The sequence below is a fragment of the Shewanella psychrotolerans genome (assembly GCF_019457595.1).
Lineage (GTDB): Bacteria > Pseudomonadota > Gammaproteobacteria > Enterobacterales > Shewanellaceae > Shewanella > Shewanella psychrotolerans.
The window spans coordinates 1,113,589-1,134,594 of record NZ_CP080419.1; the positions used below are offsets into that span (position 1 = coordinate 1,113,589).

The window sequence follows — 21,006 nt, forward strand, 5'->3', positions numbered from 1 at the left end:
CACTCAATCACTCACCAATACAATAGCCATAATCATAGCCATAACCATAACCATAACCATAACCACTAAAGCTTGGCGTTAGAGGTTAGCGTAAACCCTGATTATTTTTCCACTTGATCATCGCTTGTGGTTTTTTAACAGCTTAAGCTTTAAACGACTTAAGCGTTAAAAGACGTAAGCCAAATATTAAAAAGCTCAGCAGCAAAACCGGCAATTGTCCCCACTGAGAAAATAGTGTCTCGCCTTTGACCAGTGGAATGTTTCCATTAAGTACACCTGTTTCAAACTGGGGTAACTTATCAGTGATCTCTCCCTTGCTGTTTACAATGGCTGTGACCCCATTATTGGTTGCTCTAATCAAAGGGCGGCCAAGCTCAATTGCTCGCATCTGAGCTATTTCCATATGTTGTAACGGCCCATTTGAGGTGCCAAACCAAGCATCATTCGAGACGGTTAATAACAGCTCTGTGTCGGCATTGACGTTGGCTCGCAATTGCTCTGGAAAGGCAATTTCGTAACAGATCGCGGGTGCTATTTTGTGGCCGACAGCATTCAGGTTTGGCTGCTGATAATCACCGCGAGCAAATGAAGACATTGGCAGATTAAAAAAGGGGGCTAATGGCCGAAGTAGATCTTCAAATGGCACAAATTCACCTATAGGTAATAGGTGATGCTTTTTGAATTCATTATGGCCACCGCCTTGATAATCGGCAGAGTTTTGAACTGCTTGATTGTGATTTCCTAGCACGATTAAAGAGTTATAAAAACGGTCTTGTTGCTGGCTAATGATGCCGGTAATGATGGCGCTGTTATTGAAGTTGGCGACTTTGTTCGCATTATCGAGAAAGTCGGCCACCATATATTCTGGTGCAGGAATAGCCGCTTCTGGCCAGATAAAAATATCTGTATTGGCAAACTCTGGACGAGACAGATCCATGTATTTGAGCATAGTTGGCCACAGTGCTTCTGGTTGCCATTTCATGCTTTGGGCAATATTGCCCTGAACCAGTGTGACATTCACTGTTTTTCCTGTGGCCGTTATTGGCGACAAGGTACTGGCTAGATAGCTACCACATAATAGCGTACTAGCAAGGAGAACAAGTGGAGTAGCGCGTTTGAATATAGAGGCGCGATTGCTAAACAGCAAGGTTATTGCGCCTGCCAGCAATGCCACGCTATAGCTCAAGCCTAACGCGCCAATGACGCTTGCCAGTTCGCTTAATGGACCACTAGTTTGTGTATATCCAGCCCATAGCCAAGGAAAGCCTGTTAATGCCCAACCTCTGGCCCATTCACAGATAACCCACAGCGCGGGAAACAGTAATAGATAGCGAACGAAGCGAGATTGGGGAGATAACTTGGCTAACAGTGTCCCTGCAATCGCTGGGTATAGCCCTAGATATAAGGCGAGGATAGCCATGAGTCCGACGGAGGCTACGATGGGTAAACCGCCATAGGTATCCATACTGACGTGCACCCAGCTTATCCCTACAGAAAAGCTACCAAAGCCAAAGCTAAGCCAATAAGCAAAGGATTGCCTTGGTGATAAGGATTCGCTTTGCCTTAGGGCAAATGCCATAGCTATCAAGTAGATTGGCCAAAGGCCATAAGGGGCAAATGAAAGGGCAGTACTGGCACCTGCTAAATAAGCAAGTACCAGTCTGAACTTAGGTTGATGGGCTATTGCCCTAAGTCGTAGCAGCATTGAAGCCTCATCAAAGGACTGAAGATATTATGCGTTATCGTCTTCAGTTTGGGGATCGGGAAGTTTTACCCTAAGTTGAACCAATCTGCGAGTATCGGCACTAATCACCTTGAACTCGATACCATCGATCATCACTTTTTCATTGCGCTCGGGTAAGTGCCCAAACGCATGAGACACTAGGCCACCGACGGTATCAAACTCTTCATCACTAAACTGGGTACCGAAGGTTTCGTTAAAGTCTTCAATCGGTGTCAATGCTTTAAGCATATATAACTGCTTGCCAACTTTACGTATCTCGGTCTCTTCAGCTGAGTCATGATCAAATTCATCTTCGATTTCACCGACGATTTCTTCTAGGATATCTTCGATGGTCACTAGTCCAGATACTCCACCATATTCATCGACGACGATCGCCATATGGTAACGTTGAGAACGGAACTCTTTAAGTAGTACATCGACACGCTTACTTTCAGGTACAACAACGGCTGGGCGGATCACTTGCCCAAGAGAGAAAGGTTCATCATTGTTTTTGAAGCCGTATTGAAGCAGATCTTTAGCGAGTAAAATACCTTCGATATGATCTTTATCTTCATTGACGACAGGAAAGCGTGAATGTGCAGAGCCAATAACAGTAGAGAGTAACTCTTCTACCGTATTATCTATCTTTAGCGCCACAATTTGTGCCCGTGGGATCATGATGTCACGCACGCGCAGATCGGAGACTTCTAAAACACCTTTAATCATCTCGCGAGTATCTTCGCTGATCACTTCTCGTAATTCAGCATCGTGGATAACTTCCACTAATTCATCGCGACTCTGTGGTTCGCCCTGGAATAACTGACTAACTTTTTCAAACCAGCCCTTCTTATGGGCGTTGGTACTCGGTGGGATATCGTCACTCATAGTATTTTCTTGACCAATATGGTCAACTATTGCTCCTTGTAAGGATTTGGAAAGCCTAAACTTTCAATTAGTTGCGTCTCTAAAGACTCCATCTCTTCAGCTTCGCTGTCGATGATGTGATCATACCCTAGCAGATGAAGACAACCATGTACAACCATGTGAGCCCAATGAGCTTCTAAGCTCTTGTTTTGTTCATAAGCTTCAGATTCTACAACGGGAACACAGATCACTAAATCACCAAGTAAAGGTAACTCTACTTCTGGCGGCGATTCGAATGGAAATGATAGCACATTTGTTGGTTTGTCTTTACCGCGATAAGTGTGATTTAAAGTCTGACTTTCATGCTTATTCACTAAACGAATCGTCAGCTCAGCTTCTGGCATCGTATTACCCAGCGCCAAGCGAACCCAAGTTTCAAATTGTGCTTGAGTTGGTAAGGTATTGCTATCGATAGCGATTTGAATATCTAACGCGATTGCTGGATTCTCATGCGTCATGAGGTGTTTGTTCCTTCAATAAATACTGACTTTCGCGCTTGGCCTTTTCGCTAGCGGCTTTCTGCTCATGGACTTCATATGCTTCGACGATGCGCGCAACGACCGGATGACGTACCACATCTTTGGCTTGGAAGAAGTTAAAACTCACTTCATCGACATCGCTGAGCACTTCGATGGCATGACGTAGGCCTGATTTCTGATGTTTGGGGAGGTCAATTTGCGTAATATCACCAGTGATCACTGCACGAGAATTAAAGCCGATGCGGGTCAAAAACATCTTCATCTGTTCAACTGTAGTGTTTTGGCTTTCGTCCAAGATGATAAAAGCATCATTTAAGGTACGACCGCGCATATAGGCTAGCGGTGCAACTTCAATCACGCTGCGCTCAATTAGGCGCTCCACTTTTTCAAAGCCCATCATCTCAAACAGTGCATCATATAAGGGGCGTAGATAAGGGTCGACTTTCTGACTTAAATCACCCGGCAGGAAGCCCAGTTTTTCACCCGCTTCCACTGCGGGCCGAGTCAGTAAGATACGTCTTACTTCTTGGCGCTCAAGCGCATCGACTGCTGCGGCTACAGCAAGATAGGTTTTACCAGTACCGGCAGGTCCCACACCAAAACTGATATCGTGACGGACAATATTGGCCACATAATCACTTTGATTTGGGTTTCTTGGCTTTATTACGCCGCGTTTAGTTTTGATATACAGCTCGGCGTCATCACGAGGCGCTTCGGCTTCAAGAGCGATAGCTTCTTGAATCGCCACATGTACCGTGTCTGGTTCGAGATCGGGCGTGCTACCACGTACAGGCTGAGTCTCTACATATAACTCTTTTAATAGATTATTAGCAGTCAGACAGTTTCTCGCTTGGCCCATAATCTGAAAATGGTTATTACGGTAGTTAATCTCTACACCAATTCGGCGTTCAAGCTGTTTGATATTGTCATCAAAAGGTCCGCAAAGTGATGCGAGTCGACGAGTATCAGAAGGTTCTAAATAAAGATTTAGGGTTGTTAATTTATTTGACAAAAATAACTCCAGATAATGTTTGTCTTTATCTACGACTAGGGTCAAAGATGATATTAACAGTTTACGAGCCATTAAGCGGAAATGCTAATCCTATTTGGTCGTTAAATCGCTTGCCAACCACTCTGCTGCAGAAAACTTATATAACAAAAAGCGACTGGGTTAACAGTCGCTTTGAATTCGTATTTGATGACCCAACTTCCTATTTAAGGGATGTATTGGGTGACGCCTAAGTCATCATCTTTCTTATGCTTAGCTAAGATATCTGATGGACGGAGGTTACGACGCAAGTCCATCTCATCTTCACCGCGTATAAAGGTGCCACGGAGCGAGTTGGTGTAAACATCAACAATTTCTACATCAACAAAACTACCAATATGCTTAGGATCGGCTTCGAAGTTAACCACTCGATTGTTTTCGGTGCGGCCGCGCAGTTCCATAGGATTTTTCACAGATGGACCTTCAACTAATATACGCTGAACGGTACCTAGCATTTGACGGCTATAACGCATTGCTTGTTGAGTGATACGATCTTGCAAGATAGCAAGGCGCTCTTTTTTCTCTTCCATTGACACATCATCAGGCAGATCTGCCGCTGGCGTACCTGGACGTGCGCTATAGATAAAGCTGAAGCTGTGATCAAACTGCACATCTTCAATGAGTTTCATGGTATCGGCAAAATCCTGCTTCGATTCACCGGGGAATCCGATGATAAAATCAGAGCTTATTTGGATATCAGGACGCGCTTTACGCAGACGACGTATGATTGACTTATACTCAATCGCCATATGACCACGTTTCATCTGAGTCAAAACCAAATCTGATCCCGACTGCACTGGCAGATGTAAGAAGCTAACCAATTCTGGCGTATCTTCATAAACATCAATGATGTCTTGAGTAAACTCAATTGGATGGCTGGTGGTAAAACGGATGCGGTCGATTCCATCGATAGCGGCGACATAACGCAGTAATTCGGCGAAGGTACAGATATCATCGTCGTGGGTTGCACCGCGGAAGGCGTTAACGTTTTGACCAAGTAGGTTAACTTCGCGTACGCCTTGTTCTGCTAGTTGAGCGATTTCTAGGATCACATCATCTACTGGGCGACTCACCTCTTCACCACGGGTGTAAGGAACCACACAGAAAGAGCAGTATTTACTGCAACCTTCCATGATGGATACGAAGGCGCTTGGGCCGTCCGCGCGAGGTTCTGGTAGACGGTCAAACTTCTCAATTTCTGGGAAGGTAACATCGATGACCGCTTTACCGCCTTGCTGGATCTGATCGATCATCTCTGGTAGGCGATGTAAGGTCTGAGGGCCGAAAATAATGTCTACACATTGCGCGCGCTCTTTAATCGCCTTGCCTTCTTGTGAGGCAACGCAACCGCCAACCCCAATAATCAGGTTAGGGTTTTTATCTTTTAATGTCTTCCAGCGACCAAGCTGGTGAAACACTTTCTCTTGTGCTTTTTCGCGAATAGAGCAGGTATTTAGCAGGAGTACGTCCGCTTCTTCTGCTTCCTCGGTTAACGTGTAACCTTGGTATTCGTCTAATAGGTCGGCCATCTTTGATGAGTCATACTCATTCATCTGACAGCCCCAAGTTTTTATATGGAGTTTCTTACTCATCAGTTTGCGCCGTGGTTGCAATTACTGGAAAAATAGCGCGACATTTTACCCTCTGAGTACAACTCTGGCTAGCTTTTGCACGTTATATCTTAGAAATTACTCTAGAGTTCGACGTTTAACCGTTAGCATAGCTGTGATCTCTGTTGTATCGTCACTATTTGATTCAATAAAGGCCTTATACATTTCAAGGGTATTTGATGCTGCTTGTTGATGTATGCTGGCGTGGATTTCATTTCTAAAGTGACTCAGCAATTCAATCGTATATTGATATAGGGCATAATCTATCGCGGAGCGGTAGGTTATGGTCATCCTTTCCATTGATGGCGACAAATTGGATGGTGATGAACTGACTGGTGATACATTGGCAAAGGTTAACATCGGTGCGAGTGATGCTGTAAGCAATAGGCTTCCTGCGATTACGGTTTTCATTGTGACTCCGTTACACTAACTAGATAGTGGGCTCAAGTTGGCGTTGGCGACCAACTTCTCTTACGAACATTAAAAAGCAGTTTAGATAAGATTATTGGCTTCGGATAGCTTGGTTACTGCCTCTTTGTAACCGATAGTGACTGTTTAGCCTGTCAGCAACATTTGCATACGCAATAGGCAACATAGACATATTTAGACATAGGATCATGGAGTAAATGTTAAGGTGATTGATAACGATAAGCAGCGTTTGAACAAAGATGTAGTGATTCTCGGTGGCGGTATGGTGGGTGCGGCAGCTGCAATTGGATTGGCACAACTTGGTTTGACGGTTGCGTTGGTTGAAGCATTTGAGCCTAAAGCCTTTAGTCCAGAACAACCACTGGATCTTCGTGTGTCGGCAATTAGCGTGGCCTCAGAGCAGCTACTTGAGCGTCTAGGTGCTCTGGATACGATTGCGACCATGCGTCAAGTTGCCTACAAGGGGCTTGAAACCTGGGAGCTTGATGGTTTTATCACGCAGTTTCATAGCGATCAAATCGGTGTTAGCCACCTAGGTCATATTGTTGAGAATCGTATCGTGCAGCTGGCGCTATGGCAGGCGTTTGAACAGCATGATAATTTGACCTTGATTTGCCCAGCTAAGGTGGAACAGTTTATTCGTATCGATGACGGGATTAGGGTGCAACTTGATAACCAGATGATTATCAATACTCGTCTACTCATGGGTGCCGATGGCGCAAACTCTCAAGTACGTCAGTGGGCAGGAATTGGCATAACGGGTTGGGATTATGCCCAGTCAGCGATGTTAATCAATATCGAAACGGAAACAGCCGAACAAGATGTCACTTGGCAGCAATTTACTCCTAAAGGGCCGCGGTCACTGTTACCTTTACCGGGTAATAACGCCTCCTTGGTTTGGTACGATGATGCCAGCCGAATCGCTCAGCTATCGAACTTAAGTCACCAAGCATTAGCAGAACAGATCAAACAGCATTTTCCTCAACGTCTCGATCACGGGTTTAAAGTTGTTGACCATGGCAGCTTTAAATTAACCCGTCGTCATGCTCAGCGTTATTATGACTATAATGTCGTGATTTTAGGCGATGCGGCGCACACCATCAATCCGTTAGCGGGGCAGGGGGTGAACCTTGGCTTTAAAGATGTTGCCGCATTAATAGATTGCTTTACCGATGCTATCACTCATCGTCATTGCTGGTGGCATAAGGATCTATTGGCTAAGTATCAAGCTAAACGTTATCGTGATAATCAGCTGATGATGAGCACAATGGATCTATTTTATGCGAGTTTTAGCAATGATCTTTTGCCATTAAAACTGCTGCGAAACGGCGCGTTAAAAATGGCCAATATCGATTCACCTATCAAGCAGAAAGTATTGAAATATGCCATGGGATTTTGATGTTTCAACAGCGAACCACTTTCTATCCTAGCTAATAAAAAGTGGTTTATAGCGTGTTCGGCATTCTGATCTTACCTAACGGTCCCTGTGCTGGTGATTAATCGCATGGAGCAGTCAAAGTCGTCTCGATCCGTTATCGATACCCGCGCCAAAATAAAGGATCGCCAACAAATTTGTTGCTCAGCCGATTGAGTGCTAAAATGCCGCGTTTTTATTTGCGCGCTTGCGAGATAGGCATTGGTTAAATGAGTAATATAAAACTGATTGTTGGGCTTGCTAACCCTGGTGAAAAGTACCAACAGACGCGACATAACGCGGGTGAGTGGTATGTAAACGAACTAGCGCGCGTATGTGGCGTTAGCTTAGTCGCCGACAGTAAATACTATGGCCTGACAGCAAGAGCAACCCTATATGGTAAAGATGTGCGCTTGCTTATTCCTACCACCTTTATGAATCTTAGTGGTAAGTCAGTCGGTGCATTAGCGAATTTTTTTCGTATAGAACCAGAAGAGATCTTGGTTGCCCATGATGAACTCGATATGCCGCCAGGTGTAGCAAAGTTCAAATTAGGCGGTGGTCATGGTGGCCACAACGGATTAAAAGATATTATTGCAAAGCTCGCCAACAACAAAGGGTTTTACCGTCTGCGGATTGGTATTGGACACCCTGGTGATAAAAGTTTGGTGAGTAACTATGTATTAGGAAAAGCGCCACAGGTTGAGCAACGCCTTATTGAAGAGGTGATTGACGAAGCTGTGCGTGCAACAGAATTACTATTTAAAGAAGATATGAGTAAGGCGATGCACAGGTTGCATTCTTACAAAGCTGGTTAGTCAAGAACTCTGACAAGCTCAGCAGTGAGCAGCTTATTATTGGCTATGCCGATAATACTAATTGAATAAAGGTAAATATAATGGGTTTTAAATGTGGCATCGTTGGCCTACCAAACGTAGGTAAATCGACACTGTTCAATGCACTAACCAAAGCGGGCATCGAAGCGTCTAACTTTCCGTTTTGTACAATTGAACCCAATACGGGTGTTGTGCCAGTGCCTGACCCACGATTAGAGGCGTTGGCCGAAATCGTTAAGCCTGAGCGTATTCTACCTACGACTATGGAATTTGTTGATATTGCCGGCCTTGTTGCTGGTGCATCAAAAGGTGAAGGCTTAGGTAACAAGTTCCTTGCTAATATTCGCGAAACTGATGCTATCGGTCATGTTGTTCGTTGCTTTGAAGATGACAACATCGTTCATGTTGCTAATAAAGTATCGCCAGCCAGTGATATTGAAGTGATTAACACTGAGCTAGCGCTTGCAGATTTAGACTCATGTGAGCGTGCAATTCTTCGTCAGCAAAAACGTGCTAAGGGCGGTGATCAAGAGGCTAAATTTGAAGTTAGCGTACTAGAGAAAATGCGCCCAGTATTGGATGAAGGCCATATGCTTCGTTCAATGGATTTGAGCAAAGAGGAGATAGCGGCGGTTGCTTACTTAAACTTCCTTACGCTAAAACCGACTATGTATATTGCTAACGTGTCAGAAGATGGGTTTGAGAATAACCCGCATCTTGATACGGTTCGCGAAATTGCTGCTAAAGAAAACGCGGTTGTTGTTGCGGTTTGTGCGGCAATTGAATCAGAGCTTGCTGAGATGGACGCTGAAGATCGCCAAGAGTTTATGACTGACCTTGGTTTAGAAGAGCCTGGTTTAGATCGCGTTATTCGTGCGGGTTATGAACTACTCGATTTACACACTTACTTTACAGCTGGTGTTAAAGAAGTCCGTGCGTGGACAGTTCGTGTTGGTGCTAGTGCGCCTCAAGCCGCTGGTGTGATTCATACCGATTTCGAACGTGGCTTTATTCGTGCACAGGTGATGTCTTATGATGACTTCATTGCATATAAAGGTGAAGCTGGCGCGAAAGAAGCGGGCAAATTACGTGTTGAAGGAAAAACCTATATCGTTAAAGATGGCGATGTAATGCATTTCTTGTTTAACGTGTGATCGGTTTTGCTTTAATGGCGAAATAGGCAAGATTAATTGTCATTTGTATCGGGCGGCTTAGTAGAATTACTAAGCCGCTTTTGTTTACTTTATTAGGTTCCGTCGCTAGAAATAGCGGTTTTATCGTGTTTATTGAATAACTGCTGCTCACTTTGGTGAGTTTATAAGCGAACGGATAGCAGAGTTTAAATTAGCGAAAAAAAGCTGTTGACCTGCATACGCTGAATAAGCATAATACGCCCCGTTCCTCGGCAAGAGGGATAAGGTAAAAAACGATGGCAATGTAGCTCAGCTGGTTAGAGCACAGCACTCATAATGCTGGGGTCGCAGGTTCAAGTCCCGCCATTGCTACCATCTTTTCTAAGATGTAAAACTAGATACAGTGCGGGAATGGTGGAATTGGTAGACACGCCAGATTTAGGTTCTGGTGCCGCAAGGTGTGAGAGTTCAAGTCTCTCTTCCCGTACCATTTATTTTTAGCTAGACATTGTATTGTGTTTAGCTTGAATCAAGATTGATTGGGGTATCGCCAAGCGGTAAGGCACCGGGTTTTGATCTCGGCATTCCCAGGTTCGAATCCTGGTACCCCAGCCACTTTCTTATTGTAAAGTGGTAAAGTTAAATCGTTTGAAACAGTTTTGGGGTATCGCCAAGCGGTAAGGCACCGGGTTTTGATCTCGGCATTCCCAGGTTCGAATCCTGGTACCCCAGCCATTATCTTTATGATAATATGTGGCAATGTAGCTCAGCTGGTTAGAGCACAGCACTCATAATGCTGGGGTCGCAGGTTCAAGTCCCGCCATTGCTACCATCTTTTCTAAGATGTAAAACTAGATACAGTGCGGGAATGGTGGAATTGGTAGACACGCCAGATTTAGGTTCTGGTGCCGCAAGGTGTGAGAGTTCAAGTCTCTCTTCCCGTACCATTTAATTTAATTTAATGTTATAGGCTAGCTATTAACTCTGGGCTGTAACAAAGCGAAAGCTTATTGGGGTATCGCCAAGCGGTAAGGCACCGGGTTTTGATCTCGGCATCCCCAGGTTCGAATCCTGGTACCCCAGCCATATTTATCTTTGTCAGGATATAAAACTAGACGCAGTGCGGGAATGGTGGAATTGGTAGACACGCCAGATTTAGGTTCTGGTGCCGCAAGGTGTGAGAGTTCAAGTCTCTCTTCCCGTACCATTATTAAAAACAAAAAAGCCTGTTGAATGACAGGCTTTTTTGTATCTGAAATTTGCCTTTTGACCATCCCTTCTGATAAGGCATTCACACCATCTGGCCTCAAGGGATGATGAGAATGCCTTAAGTATGTAGGGAAACATGCAAGCCCTTGTTGCTTGCAAGGAGTGAGGCGTATACTTGCTCTAGAGCCAAACTCGTTAACACCGAATCAAATGTGTTAAAATTCGTCTGTCAGGCGTGTTTTGTTACCTTCCTACTTCTGCGTTGAATGACCTTACAAGGGAGCAGCCATCCCATCATCCATTCGCCTTGTAATGAGTTGCCAAAAAACATGTTGAGTAGATCACGTTTTTATACTGATTGGTATTAATTGATGTTAATACAGGTTTTCGAAATAACTTTCGATAATCAACACTGCGGACATTGAATCGACTTGGCCCTTCGTTAGAGCCTTAAACCCACCCATTTCAAACAGTCTTGCCTTGGCGTCTGCCGTGGTTAGGCGTTCATCTTGAGTTGCGGTTTTAACCCCAAAGCGACCTGAAATTCTGTTGGCGAATTTTCGTGCTCTTTGGGTCATCTCTTGTTCGGTGCCATCCATATTTAACGGCAGTCCAACAACGATTAAGTCAGGCTTCCATTCTTCGATAAGTGAGCCAATTTCTTCCCATTTAGGAATGCCGTCATTGGCTTTAATAGATGCTAAGGGCGTAGCACTTGCTGTGATTTGTTGACCGACGGCGACCCCAATACTTTTAGTACCGAAGTCAAACCCTAATACACTTAATGAACTCATTTTTATTCCTGTTGAGATTAGGCGTGGCCTGTTTGGCTCGATAATTGACCGATATCAAAACCAAGAGATTGGGTTGCTTTTATCCAGCGTTCATCGTGTGGGGTGTTGAATAAAATATCGAGATCAACAGGGATCGATAACCAAGTGTTCTCGCCTAATTCTTGTTCCAATTGGTGACGTCCCCAGCCTGCGTATCCGAGTGCGACGATAAAATGTTTTGGCGCATCGCTGCTGCCTAAAGAGGTGAGTACGTCTCTTGAGGTGGTTAACATGAGTTCATCACTGATCTGCTGGCTACTGCTCCATTGAGGCTGTGGAGTGTGCAATACAAAGCCTTTTTCTTGAGCGACTGGCCCACCTAAGAGTACTTGGCTGTTGATATCTTCTATGGTGTGAAAATCATCAAGTTGCATCTGTTTGAGCAGTTCATTGACATCGACGCCAATAGGACGGTTTATCATAACGCCCATTGCGCCATGTTCATTGTGCTCACATAGATAGATAACGGAACGCTCAAAAAAGGTATCATGCAGTGACGGCATGGCTATTAGTAAATGGTTTTGTAAGCTGTCCATCTGGCACTCCACGGGGCTTTAGCCTCCGGCCAATTTTACTTGATAATTGAGTTTTTCAAGTAGGGTCTTTAAGAGTTCGCGATTGTCGGTTTGAACTTCGATATTGAACTCTTTTACTGTACCACCACATCCACATTGTTTCTTGAGTTTCTGGGCGAGGGCTTTTAGCTCTTTATCATTAAGCCCAAGGCCTTTAATGACAGACACGCCTTTACCTTTACGACCTTTGCTATCTTTGTGTATGCGGACGATACCATCGCCTTCAGGTATCGCTTGTGGCTCAGCTTTCTCAGTTATTTTTCCACCATCGGTGCTATAGACTAAGGTGATATTGGGATCGATTCTCATCATTAATTTACTTGCTGTGGAGTATGGCTAGAGTTTACCAAATTGAACTATGTTGTGGGAGCGCTAACAGGTAGTCGCCCAAAAAAAAGACCACATGATGTGGTCAGGGATCGGGCAAAATACCAATTTGCAGGGAGATATATTGCCGTTAGCATCCGAAGGCAACTAACAAGTTAGTGCAATGTGTGAGCAAACTTATGTGTGAACAGCATCTGTCGGTTAATCGGTTATATTGCCTGTATTAACATGGCGATAAGTGAAATAGCAGTAAGCCCGGCGCAAGGTAATATGAAGCGATGCAGCTGAGAAACGGCAACCGAACAGCCTGTGAGTGCAAAGCTGATGGCGACAACCGCTTGGGTAGAGGCATTACCTATCAGGATACTTATGAGAATTAAGATAAATGCCAGTAGTGGCAGCAGCAAAAGAATACCTTGTCCTTTCGGTTGGTTTGCCATATTGGTATTGGAGGTAGCCAATGATTTAGGGGCAAACATAAAAATGGCGCTTGCGATGATGAATGCACTGATAAACCATGTCATTTTGAAACCCTCCCACAATCTAATTGATAATCATTATCATTTAGATGTTAGCTTAAGTCAAGCTGAACAACCAAGTTTTTTAATGAAAATAGAGTTGTAGATAACAAATATGCTCTGTAAGCTTAAATCTATATATCGTCGGTCGAAATTTAGCCTTTTTACGCTGGAGTATTTATGAAAAAAGTAATCGTTTTAGCAGCTGCGCTCGCTATGTCTGCGTGTAGCACTATGAAGTCGAGTTCTGATTATGATCCCAATATAAATTTTAACGAGATAAAAAGTTATGCTTGGGTCGTTCAGAAGAACGATGATAAGACTTACCATTTAGATGGCTTGATGGACCAAAGAGTCAGAAGTGCTGTTGACTCCCAGTTGCAACTCAAAGGTATCGTCAAGAGTGATGCTGATAAAGCCGATGCATTAGTTAACTATTTCACAAAGGTTGATAAGAAAATTAATGTAGATACTTTTAACACTAATTTTGGATATAACCCATACTATGGTCCTGGTTGGGCGTGGGGCGGCAGTATGCATACTCAGACAACTGTGCGTGAGTACGAGGTCGGTACATTAGTTGTCGATATCGTTAATCGTGAGACAGGTCAGTTAATTTGGCGTGGTTCGGTCGCTGATACTATCCGTGATAAGAATACGCCTGAAGAACGTATCGAAGTCGTGAATCAAGCTATAGCAGAAGTGATGCAACAATATCCACCAAAGCCAGAAGCTAAGTAATTAAATACTTCATCTAAAAAAGCGACTAAGAGTCGCTTTTTTGTTGTCTCTATTTTGTTTTTGAAACCCTTATTCACGTCGAAGACGTTGTAATAAATCAGCGCGTCCTAGACCAAAGTCCTAGATATTTAATCCTTAACCTAATGCTATTCTTCGACGACTAGCTAGATAGGTTATGGAGGCAGTGTGGAGCAGTTTTTACAGCAGTGGTTTAACCATTATGAGAAAGGAACGGGTGTTGAAGTTAATGAACTCAGTAATGACACCTTGGATAATTGGCAGCAGTTATTAAGTGGGGCTAAAAGCGGAGAGTTAGACGCATGGCAAAAAAATCCACCAGGTAGGCTGGCGCTGATTTTATTGATGGGACCTGTCGCACATCTTCTCGAAGATGAATCGGCTTTGAATCTGCAAAATAAAGCGCGGGAGTTGTGCGTATCAGGTGTAGATAAAGGCTTCGATACTCAGCTGGAGCCTCTTCAGCGTCGCTGTTTCTATGATCCGCTGTTTTACTCCACCAAAACAGATGATCGGGCGCTTCTGATCCGGTTGCTGCAAGGGATGCAATCTCAATTACCTACAGCAACCAAACCCGATTGGTATCATTGGTATCAACAGGCTTCTATTACCACACATTAGATACAGCCCAATAGGCTAACAGATAAGATAACCTATATCTGTTAGCTCACATCTCGCGGGTTCCAGTTTGACTCATATTTTTTTAAAAAAAATATCAATGTATTATGTGGTTTGTCATTAACACCGTGATGCTGAACCACAACCACAACCACAACCACAACCACAACCACAACCACAACCACAACCACATTAGCAACCCAACTAAATTGTTCGAAAGCCATTGGAATGTGACATAACTGCTGTCTATCTCATCTAATGCTAAGTGTTCAGGCATTAGTGCCCAACCACTCCTGTTTTGGCTAACACTAGTAATAGGTAGTCATCGTCGGTATACCAATATCGGTATAATGCTCGAGTTGATAACTTCAGTGGTCGCTATCTTCGGTGCGATGATCGGTTTGACCACAATCGAATTGAACGCTTAAAAAACTGCGGCTCATCCATGGTCTCGGACTGGAGGCTGGATTAGCGTGCTTATGGTGTCATGGTTTTTCGATAGATTTATTGGCTGCGTTTATACTTGAGGCGCTGTTTTTAGTGTTCTTTTTTCTATGACATCGCTTTCAATTGGCTTTTTGATTGGAGCAGATCTAAGTTGTATAAGAGGATTGGGCATTACTAGCCAAAATAACATCTCCTAGGGGTGTTCGTTTTTGGTCGTTATTTTCACGCTTATTAAATTTATTTTCGTAGTTGTTTATTCCTTTATTGGAGATTAGTGCAGAAGGATATAAAATAAAGGCCTTATTTTATGGTTAATATTTGATATTTTTCATGTCTTTGAGGCTCTAAAGGAAAGCAACAGCTTGTGGACTTTTAGGAAGACATTAATGAAAGCATTGATTAATATCATTCTTTTGAGCATTTCGTTAACAATGAGTTCGAATGCGTTGTCTTGGAATGATATTGATAAAGATGGTGTGCCAGATAATAAGGATGCTTGCCCCAAGACTCTTATGGGAGTAAGTGTCGATGCTCGCGGCTGTGAAAGGCAGATCATCGCGTCGTTATGTTTACCGACGACCAGCGGTGAAACTTATCCCTCACAATGCCAAAAGGTAACACCAATAGTGATTAATTTTGATTTTGCTAGCGCACTAGTCGATTATTCACAGTGGCGATATTTAGCCGAGTTAAAATCGTTTCTAAATAAATACCCAGCTAAATTTTGCGTTGTTGGGCATACCGACAACATCGGGGAAGCCGGGTTTAATCAAACCTTGTCCTATGACAGAGCTGTAAATGTAGTGCAAATATTAGTTGAGGATTATCAGTTTAGTCCTCAGCGATTTAATGTTATTGGGCAAGGAAGTACCCAGCCAATAGCCGACAATCAAACTGAGGCGGGTCGGGCACTTAATCGAAGAGTAGAGTTTATTGTTGAGTCTCACTAGAAAGTGAGTCCATTTTATAAGGGAGCGTTACATGGAAAATCTGGATAGTTATATTGAGCAAGCGCCAGGACTGATCGTGACTTACGGTCTACAGGTTATTATGGCGTTAGTTATTTTTGTCGTCGGTAAATATTTTGCGACAGTTGCTAAAAACTTAACTTCAAAATTGCTGACTAAGCGAAAAGTTGATAAAACCGTCGTGTCGTTTGTGGCAAATATGGCGTGGGCCGTAGTGTTTGTGTTTACGATCATTGCTACTCTAGGACAAATTGGCGTTCAAACAGCATCACTGGTCGCGGTTATCGGTGCCGCTGGCTTAGCTGTTGGTTTGGCGCTACAAGGGTCGTTATCCAATTTCGCTTCTGGCGTATTGATGGTGATGTTCCGTCCTTGTCGCGTTGGTGATTACATCGAAGCTGCTGGCACTGCGGGTACAGTCGATGAGATCACTATCTTTTCGACTAAATTGCGTACGCCAGATAACAAGGTGATTGTTGCCCCTAACTCAGCCGTAATGAATGGCACCATCGTCAACTATTCAGCGATGGAGACTCGTCGTATCGATCTTGTGATTGGTGTGTCATATGATGCAAATCTACAAGAGACCAAGAACGTACTTAAGCAAGTGCTCGATAATAATAGCCACGTGCTAAAAGATCCTGCTTATACCGTTGCACTAGTCGAATTGGCGGACTCTTCAATTAACTTTGTGGTTCGTCCATGGGTTAAAGGTGCCGATTACTGGCCAGCACGTTTTGAGATCCTTGAACAGATTAAGCTCGCATTGGACGAAGCCAATATTGGTATTCCATATCCACAGATGGATATTTATGTCAAAGAAACGCCAGCTGCTTAGTCGGTTTTAAGCGCGTTGTTTTTGAATAATATAGGTCGGCAAATGCCGACCTTTTCGTTAATAATCTGTTTCCAAACTCCAACTGCGGTTGGTGAACTTCACCATCTTGATTGTGCTGATAACAAACTTGGACATGCCCCAATCCGTCAATGGCTAAAAACAGTGAAGACAAGTAGCGCATCACAGGGGCTATGCTCACGCTAAGCAAGGACGCAAATGCAATCGCTTAAGTAATGCCATTTTAGCCCCAAATCGAGGGGGAAATTGCCCTGTAAGATATCCCATAATGTGTCGCCACCAATAGTGGTGGCACAGCTAATGATAACTCCCTAAAGAGAGCCATCTGTTTTCGGCCAGCACAAAGTATACCAGTCATCGTTTCGGCTATGATGCCAATGAGCCAAAGCAAGGAGATAAATTCACCTTGATGTTGATCACGATATATTTATTTGGCCTTAGTTCAGGCTAAATTGGGCTGGGCGTCTGGGTTATTTCGATAAAAATGATCTAAGGTGCTAGCGAGGTGTTTTTTGTCAGAGTAATATGCCAAAACCATGTGGGTTAACTAGCGTTAGGATAGGGAATAAATGATAGATTTTCGCAGTGACACAGTAACTCAACCGACAGCTAAAATGCGTCAGGCGATGGCTAACGCTGAAGTGGGCGATGATGTGTATGGAGATGATCCGACCGTGAATCGTTTAGAGTCGATGGCGGCCGAGCGATTTGGCTTTGATAGTGCCTTATTTACCTCATCGGGCACTCAGGCTAATTTACTTGCCCTCATGTCACATTGTGATAGAGGCGATGAGTATATCTGCGGTCAGCAGGCTCATAACTATAAATTCGAAGCTGGTGGTGCAGCCGTTCTCGGTAGCATACAGCCACAGCCATTAGTCAATCAGGCCGATGGTTCTATATTGCTTAGCGATATCGAAGCCGCAATCAAGCCAGATGATATTCACTTTGCTAAAACGCGCTTATTGAGTTTGGAAAATACCATCGGGGGCAAGGTGTTATCGCAACAATACTTGGCAGATGCCCAAGCATTAGCGTTTAATCGCCGCCTTAAAATCCACCTTGATGGTGCGCGTATTGCCAATGCCGCCGTCGCACAACAGTTAGATATCGGTGATATTACCCAATATTTTGACTCGGTTTCTATCTGTTTATCTAAAGGGTTATGTGCGCCAGTAGGGTCATTACTATTAGGTGATGAGCGCTTTATTCAAAAAGCCCGTCGTTGGCGTAAAATGCTTGGTGGTGGTATGCGCCAAGCTGGGATCTTAGCCGCCGCAGCTGAAATCGCGTTAGATGAGCAAGTGGCGCGTCTAGCCATAGATCATGAAAACGCCCAGTATCTTGCCGAGCAGCTTAATGCTTTAGATGAGTTTGAGGTTGATATGACACAAGTGCAAACTAATATGTTGTTTGCCAAAGTTGCTGACCAGCTTGATATTACCAGGCTCGCAGCAGGGTTGAAGCATAACGGCATACTTATTAGCCCAAGTGCTACCATCCGCTTAGTGACCCATGCTGATATTAGCCGAGAAGATATAAACACCTTTATTAAGGTGTTAAAAACGCTGCTATAAATTCGATTAAAAATTTGGAGTAACATTAACTAAAAAGCCATCCTATTTCGGATGACTTTTTAATTGATATTTAATACTGATTGGTACTAATGTTGGTGCCCACCGTGTCCAGCATCGATCATTTGCCCATCGGATGAATAAAAGCCTGAACCACCATGCTGGATAAACCCTTGAGTGATCATTTTGGCGATGAAAGGATCGGATTCGCTATCGCCAACATCGGCAAAATCCAAGTCTTGATACCCTGTGATTAGTTGCTTGAAGGCGTCGTGACTCACCGCCTTCAGTTCAGTCAGTTGATAGCGTATGGTTTGTTGGCCGTTATTAACCGTAAACGATTTTGGCAATGACATTTCTGGTAGCCAAGTGACGGTGACAGGGTGGCTGGTGTCATTGTTGCTATAATGCTGCTGGTTATAGCATTGGTCTTTGTTGGCGCTCAGGTCATCGCTGTTGATTTTGGTGAGCTGAGATAAACCATGTTGTGAGATAAGATGAAATTGTCTATCTAGATCTGGACTGATATTGAGTGAGAGAAGATCGCCACGGCGATAGCTAATAGAACGCTTTTCTTTTGGAAAATAGCGTACATACTCGCCATTTTTATTCCACGCTTCGAAACTTATATCATTATGTTTGTAAATGATATTGTCATTGAATCGGGTCACGGTTAGCTCAAGACTCTTTTGCTCAAGAGAGTGTTTATCTGTCGAAGTAATTTCATAGCTTGCTTGATATTGGTTGGCGTTGACCGTTTCATGACATAGAGCACTTGAGATCGCCGCGCCGCCTGATTGGATAGTTGGCTGTTGTCCCGCGTGGGCAACATTACTTATTAGAAGTGCAGCGCAAAGCAGAGGCATTAATTTGGTTAAGGGTGTTACTATTGATGAATGTGTAGGCTTTGCGAATTGTTGTGAATGGCAAGACATCTAAGACTCCTTGGCCTAATCAGTGATTTATTATTTTGTTAGAAAATAGCAGCCTAGCGATAGTGGAAACTGAACGGTTATATCTGTCGGGTTCCCGAACGGCTAGGCTACTGTTATTGCTGTTACAGCTTACGGCAGATTATTGCGCTGCTGCGTTTGCTTTATTTACTAGGTCACCCGCATAGTTCATCACATGGAAGATATGATTTTGCTCGACGGTACCTTCAATCAGGCTTGCACCCGGTCCGCGTGCGAAAATTGCGACATCTTCCCCTGCATGAGTCTCACTTCCTAGTGGCACGAGTGCTTCTTGGTGGAAGCCTGCACTTTGGGTATCTGTGTAGTTAAGGTCAACGCGTCCTGCCATGGCTGCATAGTTATAACGCTCATCACCACCAGTTGCTAATGACGCAAAACCTAAACCGTTAGCGTAGCCAACTGTGGTATAGGGCAGGCCATTAGCGTCTGTAGAGTTCGTTACCGAAGGAACTCCGTTCGAATCGTTACTTTTAACTAACCCTAGGATAGGGTTACCGCGGGTTGGATAACCTGCAATGGTAAATACGTGGCTGTGATCCGCCGTAACCATCAGTAATGTATCGCTTGCAGAGGTTTTCTCCATCGCAACACGAACCGCTTCCGATAGCGCAATCGTGTCGTGCAATGCACGGGCTGCGTTGCCTGCGTGGTGGGCGTGGTCGATACGACCTGCTTCAACAATCAGTACAAAACCTTTGTTGTTTTTGCGCAAAATATCGATACTTTTTGCCGTCATCTCGGCAAGAGAAGGTTCACCTTCAACACCTGTTTCTACGCGGTCATAATCGTATTCCATGTGTGACGAGTTAAACAGGCCCAGTGCATGGTCGGTATTTGCAGTGTCCAGTGCTAGGAAGCTGTCACGGTCTGTCACATAAGTAGCGTTAGGATATTGTGCTAACCACTCGGCAGTTAAGTCGCGGCCATCTTTACGCTTACCCGATTTACCCTCTGGATCGACTGTGGTGTTAGGAATAAATGCGCGGCGTCCACCGCCCATCACTACGTTAATTCCTTTACCTTGGTTGAAGTCCAGTAGCTGTGCTGCGATATCTTTACAGCCATTAGTTACCGCTTCTGCTGGCAGGTTACTGTCAGCTTCCCAATCACGTTCAGGTACATGAGCATAGGTTGCTGCTGGGGTTGCATGGGTAATACGTGCTGTCGATACCACACCGGTTGAAAGGCCTGCCATGGCTGCTAATTCAAGTGATGTGACTAAGTTTTGCCCTGAGGTTGACGCGCAGTTACCACGAGTCACACCTTCGGCCTGAGAGATAACGCCGACATCGGTCTTAACACCTGTAGCCATTGCTGTCATGGTGCCCGCTGAGTCCGGTGTTTGACCATCGACGTTATAGGTTTTAGCTAGACCAAGATGAGGCAGGGTTTCAAACGAGAGCGAGTTCTCTTCGCCAGTGTGACCTTTTAGCTGACCATCTAAGATCCGCGCCGCAGTAATGGTTGATACACCCATGCCATCACCAACGAACAGGATGATGTTTTTAGCTGCGCCCGCTTGATTATTTGGTGCAATGCCTTCGGCTTTGGTGACTCGGTTTTGGCCATCAAGATACCATTGGTTTACTGCGCTCCAATCTTTGCCGTCTTGACCGTTCGAGCCATTTGAACCTGGAGTGCCAGGCGTTCCTGCAGAACCATCTGCGCCGTTGTCACCATCGCTACCACATGCAGCTAAACCTAGAATGGCTGCTAAAGACAGTACAAGTAGTTTCTTATTCATCGTTTTTG

At 44.3% G+C, this 21,006-nt stretch carries 20 protein-coding genes, 8 tRNA genes and 1 pseudogene; 16 read left to right on the forward strand and 13 right to left on the reverse strand.

Features of this window, described 5'->3' with window-relative positions:
• Window positions 1-142: 142 nt before the first annotated feature.
• From lnt to K0I62_RS04940, 6 genes are all read right to left on the reverse strand, one after another.
• Entirely contained in the window at window positions 143-1,705 is a 1,563-nt protein-coding gene (lnt, locus tag K0I62_RS04915; RefSeq protein ID WP_220070398.1) for an apolipoprotein N-acyltransferase, read from the reverse strand.
• Between the two features lie 27 nt (window positions 1,706-1,732).
• Complete coding sequence (corC, locus tag K0I62_RS04920) at window positions 1,733-2,608, reverse strand: CNNM family magnesium/cobalt transport protein CorC (RefSeq protein WP_220070399.1); 876 nt, start codon at window positions 2,606-2,608, stop codon at window positions 1,733-1,735.
• 26 nt (window positions 2,609-2,634) lie between these two features.
• Window positions 2,635-3,105 (reverse strand): rRNA maturation RNase YbeY, encoded by a 471-nt coding sequence (gene ybeY / locus K0I62_RS04925; protein WP_220070400.1) that lies wholly within the window; start codon window positions 3,103-3,105, stop codon window positions 2,635-2,637.
• Window positions 3,095-4,138: a PhoH family protein gene (locus K0I62_RS04930; protein WP_220070401.1), complete on the reverse strand. Its 1,044-nt coding sequence runs from the start codon at window positions 4,136-4,138 to the stop codon at window positions 3,095-3,097. Before K0I62_RS04930 ends, ybeY begins: the two co-directional genes overlap by 11 nt.
• Window positions 4,139-4,341: 203 nt before the next feature.
• Complete coding sequence (gene miaB, locus K0I62_RS04935; protein ID WP_220070402.1) at window positions 4,342-5,766, reverse strand: tRNA (N6-isopentenyl adenosine(37)-C2)-methylthiotransferase MiaB; 1,425 nt, start codon at window positions 5,764-5,766, stop codon at window positions 4,342-4,344.
• 96 nt (window positions 5,767-5,862) lie between these two features.
• Window positions 5,863-6,195, reverse strand: a complete 333-nt coding sequence (locus K0I62_RS04940) for a hypothetical protein (RefSeq protein WP_220070403.1) — start codon at window positions 6,193-6,195, stop codon at window positions 5,863-5,865.
• A 280-nt stretch (window positions 6,196-6,475) separates the two neighbouring features.
• On the opposite strand from K0I62_RS04940, the gene K0I62_RS04945 reads away from it, so the two are divergent.
• The 11 genes from K0I62_RS04945 to K0I62_RS04995 all read left to right on the forward strand — a co-directional run bounded on the left by K0I62_RS04945 (window position 6,476) and on the right by K0I62_RS04995 (window position 10,803).
• The gene (locus K0I62_RS04945) at window positions 6,476-7,612 is read left to right on the forward strand and encodes an FAD-dependent monooxygenase (protein WP_434086838.1); all 1,137 of its coding nucleotides are present in this window, start codon (window positions 6,476-6,478) and stop codon (window positions 7,610-7,612) included.
• A 245-nt stretch (window positions 7,613-7,857) separates the two neighbouring features.
• The gene (gene pth, locus K0I62_RS04950; protein ID WP_220063394.1) at window positions 7,858-8,445 is read left to right on the forward strand and encodes an aminoacyl-tRNA hydrolase; all 588 of its coding nucleotides are present in this window, start codon (window positions 7,858-7,860) and stop codon (window positions 8,443-8,445) included.
• An 80-nt stretch (window positions 8,446-8,525) separates the two neighbouring features.
• The gene (ychF, locus tag K0I62_RS04955; protein ID WP_220070405.1) at window positions 8,526-9,617 is read left to right on the forward strand and encodes a redox-regulated ATPase YchF; all 1,092 of its coding nucleotides are present in this window, start codon (window positions 8,526-8,528) and stop codon (window positions 9,615-9,617) included.
• A gap of 277 nt (window positions 9,618-9,894) precedes the next feature.
• A tRNA-Met gene (locus K0I62_RS04960) sits at window positions 9,895-9,971 on the forward strand.
• 30 nt (window positions 9,972-10,001) lie between these two features.
• A tRNA-Leu gene (locus K0I62_RS04965) sits at window positions 10,002-10,086 on the forward strand.
• A gap of 50 nt (window positions 10,087-10,136) precedes the next feature.
• Window positions 10,137-10,211: transfer RNA gene (locus tag K0I62_RS04970), tRNA-Gln, on the forward strand.
• Between the two features lie 45 nt (window positions 10,212-10,256).
• Window positions 10,257-10,331 (forward strand) — tRNA-Gln (locus K0I62_RS04975).
• A 20-nt stretch (window positions 10,332-10,351) separates the two neighbouring features.
• Window positions 10,352-10,428: transfer RNA gene (locus K0I62_RS04980), tRNA-Met, on the forward strand.
• A 30-nt stretch (window positions 10,429-10,458) separates the two neighbouring features.
• Window positions 10,459-10,543: transfer RNA gene (locus K0I62_RS04985), tRNA-Leu, on the forward strand.
• Between the two features lie 64 nt (window positions 10,544-10,607).
• Window positions 10,608-10,682, forward strand: a tRNA-Gln gene (locus K0I62_RS04990).
• Between the two features lie 36 nt (window positions 10,683-10,718).
• Window positions 10,719-10,803, forward strand: a tRNA-Leu gene (locus K0I62_RS04995).
• A 376-nt stretch (window positions 10,804-11,179) separates the two neighbouring features.
• On the opposite strand, the gene ruvX is transcribed toward K0I62_RS04995, so the two are convergent.
• The 4 genes from ruvX to K0I62_RS05015 form a co-directional block, all read right to left on the reverse strand.
• Window positions 11,180-11,599 (reverse strand): Holliday junction resolvase RuvX, encoded by a 420-nt coding sequence (gene ruvX, locus K0I62_RS05000; RefSeq protein WP_220070406.1) that lies wholly within the window; start codon window positions 11,597-11,599, stop codon window positions 11,180-11,182.
• A gap of 17 nt (window positions 11,600-11,616) precedes the next feature.
• A complete protein-coding gene (locus tag K0I62_RS05005) occupies window positions 11,617-12,174 on the reverse strand; it encodes a YqgE/AlgH family protein (RefSeq protein ID WP_220070407.1) in 558 nt (185 codons plus the stop codon).
• An 18-nt stretch (window positions 12,175-12,192) separates the two neighbouring features.
• Entirely contained in the window at window positions 12,193-12,522 is a 330-nt protein-coding gene (gene yciH, locus K0I62_RS05010) for a stress response translation initiation inhibitor YciH (RefSeq protein WP_220071284.1), read from the reverse strand.
• A gap of 227 nt (window positions 12,523-12,749) precedes the next feature.
• On the reverse strand, window positions 12,750-13,064 hold the full coding sequence (locus K0I62_RS05015) for a hypothetical protein (protein ID WP_220070408.1): 315 nt from the start codon (window positions 13,062-13,064) through the stop codon (window positions 12,750-12,752).
• Between the two features lie 174 nt (window positions 13,065-13,238).
• On the opposite strand from K0I62_RS05015, the gene K0I62_RS05020 reads away from it, so the two are divergent.
• From K0I62_RS05020 to K0I62_RS05035, 4 genes are all read left to right on the forward strand, one after another.
• On the forward strand, window positions 13,239-13,799 hold the full coding sequence (locus K0I62_RS05020; protein ID WP_220070409.1) for a DUF4136 domain-containing protein: 561 nt from the start codon (window positions 13,239-13,241) through the stop codon (window positions 13,797-13,799).
• A 186-nt stretch (window positions 13,800-13,985) separates the two neighbouring features.
• The gene (locus tag K0I62_RS05025) at window positions 13,986-14,438 is read left to right on the forward strand and encodes a DUF924 family protein (RefSeq protein ID WP_220070410.1); all 453 of its coding nucleotides are present in this window, start codon (window positions 13,986-13,988) and stop codon (window positions 14,436-14,438) included.
• An 830-nt stretch (window positions 14,439-15,268) separates the two neighbouring features.
• Complete coding sequence (locus K0I62_RS05030) at window positions 15,269-15,832, forward strand: OmpA family protein (protein WP_220070411.1); 564 nt, start codon at window positions 15,269-15,271, stop codon at window positions 15,830-15,832.
• Between the two features lie 31 nt (window positions 15,833-15,863).
• Complete coding sequence (locus K0I62_RS05035; RefSeq protein WP_220070412.1) at window positions 15,864-16,688, forward strand: mechanosensitive ion channel family protein; 825 nt, start codon at window positions 15,864-15,866, stop codon at window positions 16,686-16,688.
• A 136-nt stretch (window positions 16,689-16,824) separates the two neighbouring features.
• Here the strand turns inward: K0I62_RS05035 and K0I62_RS19215 are convergent.
• Window positions 16,825-17,064, reverse strand: a pseudogene (locus K0I62_RS19215) (TRIC cation channel family protein); the annotation flags it as partial.
• 211 nt (window positions 17,065-17,275) lie between these two features.
• Here K0I62_RS19215 and ltaE point away from each other — a divergent pair.
• Window positions 17,276-18,283, forward strand: a complete 1,008-nt coding sequence (gene ltaE, locus K0I62_RS05040; protein ID WP_220070413.1) for a low-specificity L-threonine aldolase — start codon at window positions 17,276-17,278, stop codon at window positions 18,281-18,283.
• 86 nt (window positions 18,284-18,369) lie between these two features.
• Here ltaE and K0I62_RS05045 read toward each other — a convergent pair whose 3' ends face one another.
• Window positions 18,370-19,215, reverse strand: a complete 846-nt coding sequence (locus tag K0I62_RS05045; protein ID WP_220070414.1) for a hypothetical protein — start codon at window positions 19,213-19,215, stop codon at window positions 18,370-18,372.
• Between the two features lie 139 nt (window positions 19,216-19,354).
• A complete protein-coding gene (locus tag K0I62_RS05050; protein ID WP_220070415.1) occupies window positions 19,355-20,998 on the reverse strand; it encodes an alkaline phosphatase family protein in 1,644 nt (547 codons plus the stop codon).
• Window positions 20,999-21,006 lie beyond the last annotated feature (8 nt).

Bases quoted from the DNA above. Each gene is read 5' to 3' on its own strand.
- yciH (WP_220071284.1), bottom strand. From the start codon at position 12,522: ATGAGAATCGATCCCAATATCACCTTAGTCTATAGCACCGATGGTGGA.
- miaB (WP_220070402.1), bottom strand. From the start codon at position 5,766: ATGAGTAAGAAACTCCATATAAAAACTTGGGGCTGTCAGATGAATGAG.
- K0I62_RS05020 (WP_220070409.1), top strand. From the start codon at position 13,239: ATGAAAAAAGTAATCGTTTTAGCAGCTGCGCTCGCTATGTCTGCGTGT.
- corC (WP_220070399.1), bottom strand. From the start codon at position 2,608: ATGAGTGACGATATCCCACCGAGTACCAACGCCCATAAGAAGGGCTGG.
- ychF (WP_220070405.1), top strand. From the start codon at position 8,526: ATGGGTTTTAAATGTGGCATCGTTGGCCTACCAAACGTAGGTAAATCG.
- K0I62_RS05030 (WP_220070411.1), top strand. From the start codon at position 15,269: ATGAAAGCATTGATTAATATCATTCTTTTGAGCATTTCGTTAACAATG.
- lnt (WP_220070398.1), bottom strand. From the start codon at position 1,705: ATGCTGCTACGACTTAGGGCAATAGCCCATCAACCTAAGTTCAGACTG.
- ltaE (WP_220070413.1), top strand. From the start codon at position 17,276: ATGATAGATTTTCGCAGTGACACAGTAACTCAACCGACAGCTAAAATG.
- pth (WP_220063394.1), top strand. From the start codon at position 7,858: ATGAGTAATATAAAACTGATTGTTGGGCTTGCTAACCCTGGTGAAAAG.
- K0I62_RS04940 (WP_220070403.1), bottom strand. From the start codon at position 6,195: ATGAAAACCGTAATCGCAGGAAGCCTATTGCTTACAGCATCACTCGCA.
- K0I62_RS05045 (WP_220070414.1), bottom strand. From the start codon at position 19,215: ATGTCTTGCCATTCACAACAATTCGCAAAGCCTACACATTCATCAATA.
- ruvX (WP_220070406.1), bottom strand. From the start codon at position 11,599: ATGAGTTCATTAAGTGTATTAGGGTTTGACTTCGGTACTAAAAGTATT.
- K0I62_RS05015 (WP_220070408.1), bottom strand. From the start codon at position 13,064: ATGACATGGTTTATCAGTGCATTCATCATCGCAAGCGCCATTTTTATG.
- K0I62_RS05050 (WP_220070415.1), bottom strand. From the start codon at position 20,998: ATGAATAAGAAACTACTTGTACTGTCTTTAGCAGCCATTCTAGGTTTA.
- K0I62_RS05005 (WP_220070407.1), bottom strand. From the start codon at position 12,174: ATGGACAGCTTACAAAACCATTTACTAATAGCCATGCCGTCACTGCAT.
- ybeY (WP_220070400.1), bottom strand. From the start codon at position 3,105: ATGACGCATGAGAATCCAGCAATCGCGTTAGATATTCAAATCGCTATC.
- K0I62_RS04945 (WP_434086838.1), top strand. From the start codon at position 6,476: ATGGTGGGTGCGGCAGCTGCAATTGGATTGGCACAACTTGGTTTGACG.
- K0I62_RS05035 (WP_220070412.1), top strand. From the start codon at position 15,864: ATGGAAAATCTGGATAGTTATATTGAGCAAGCGCCAGGACTGATCGTG.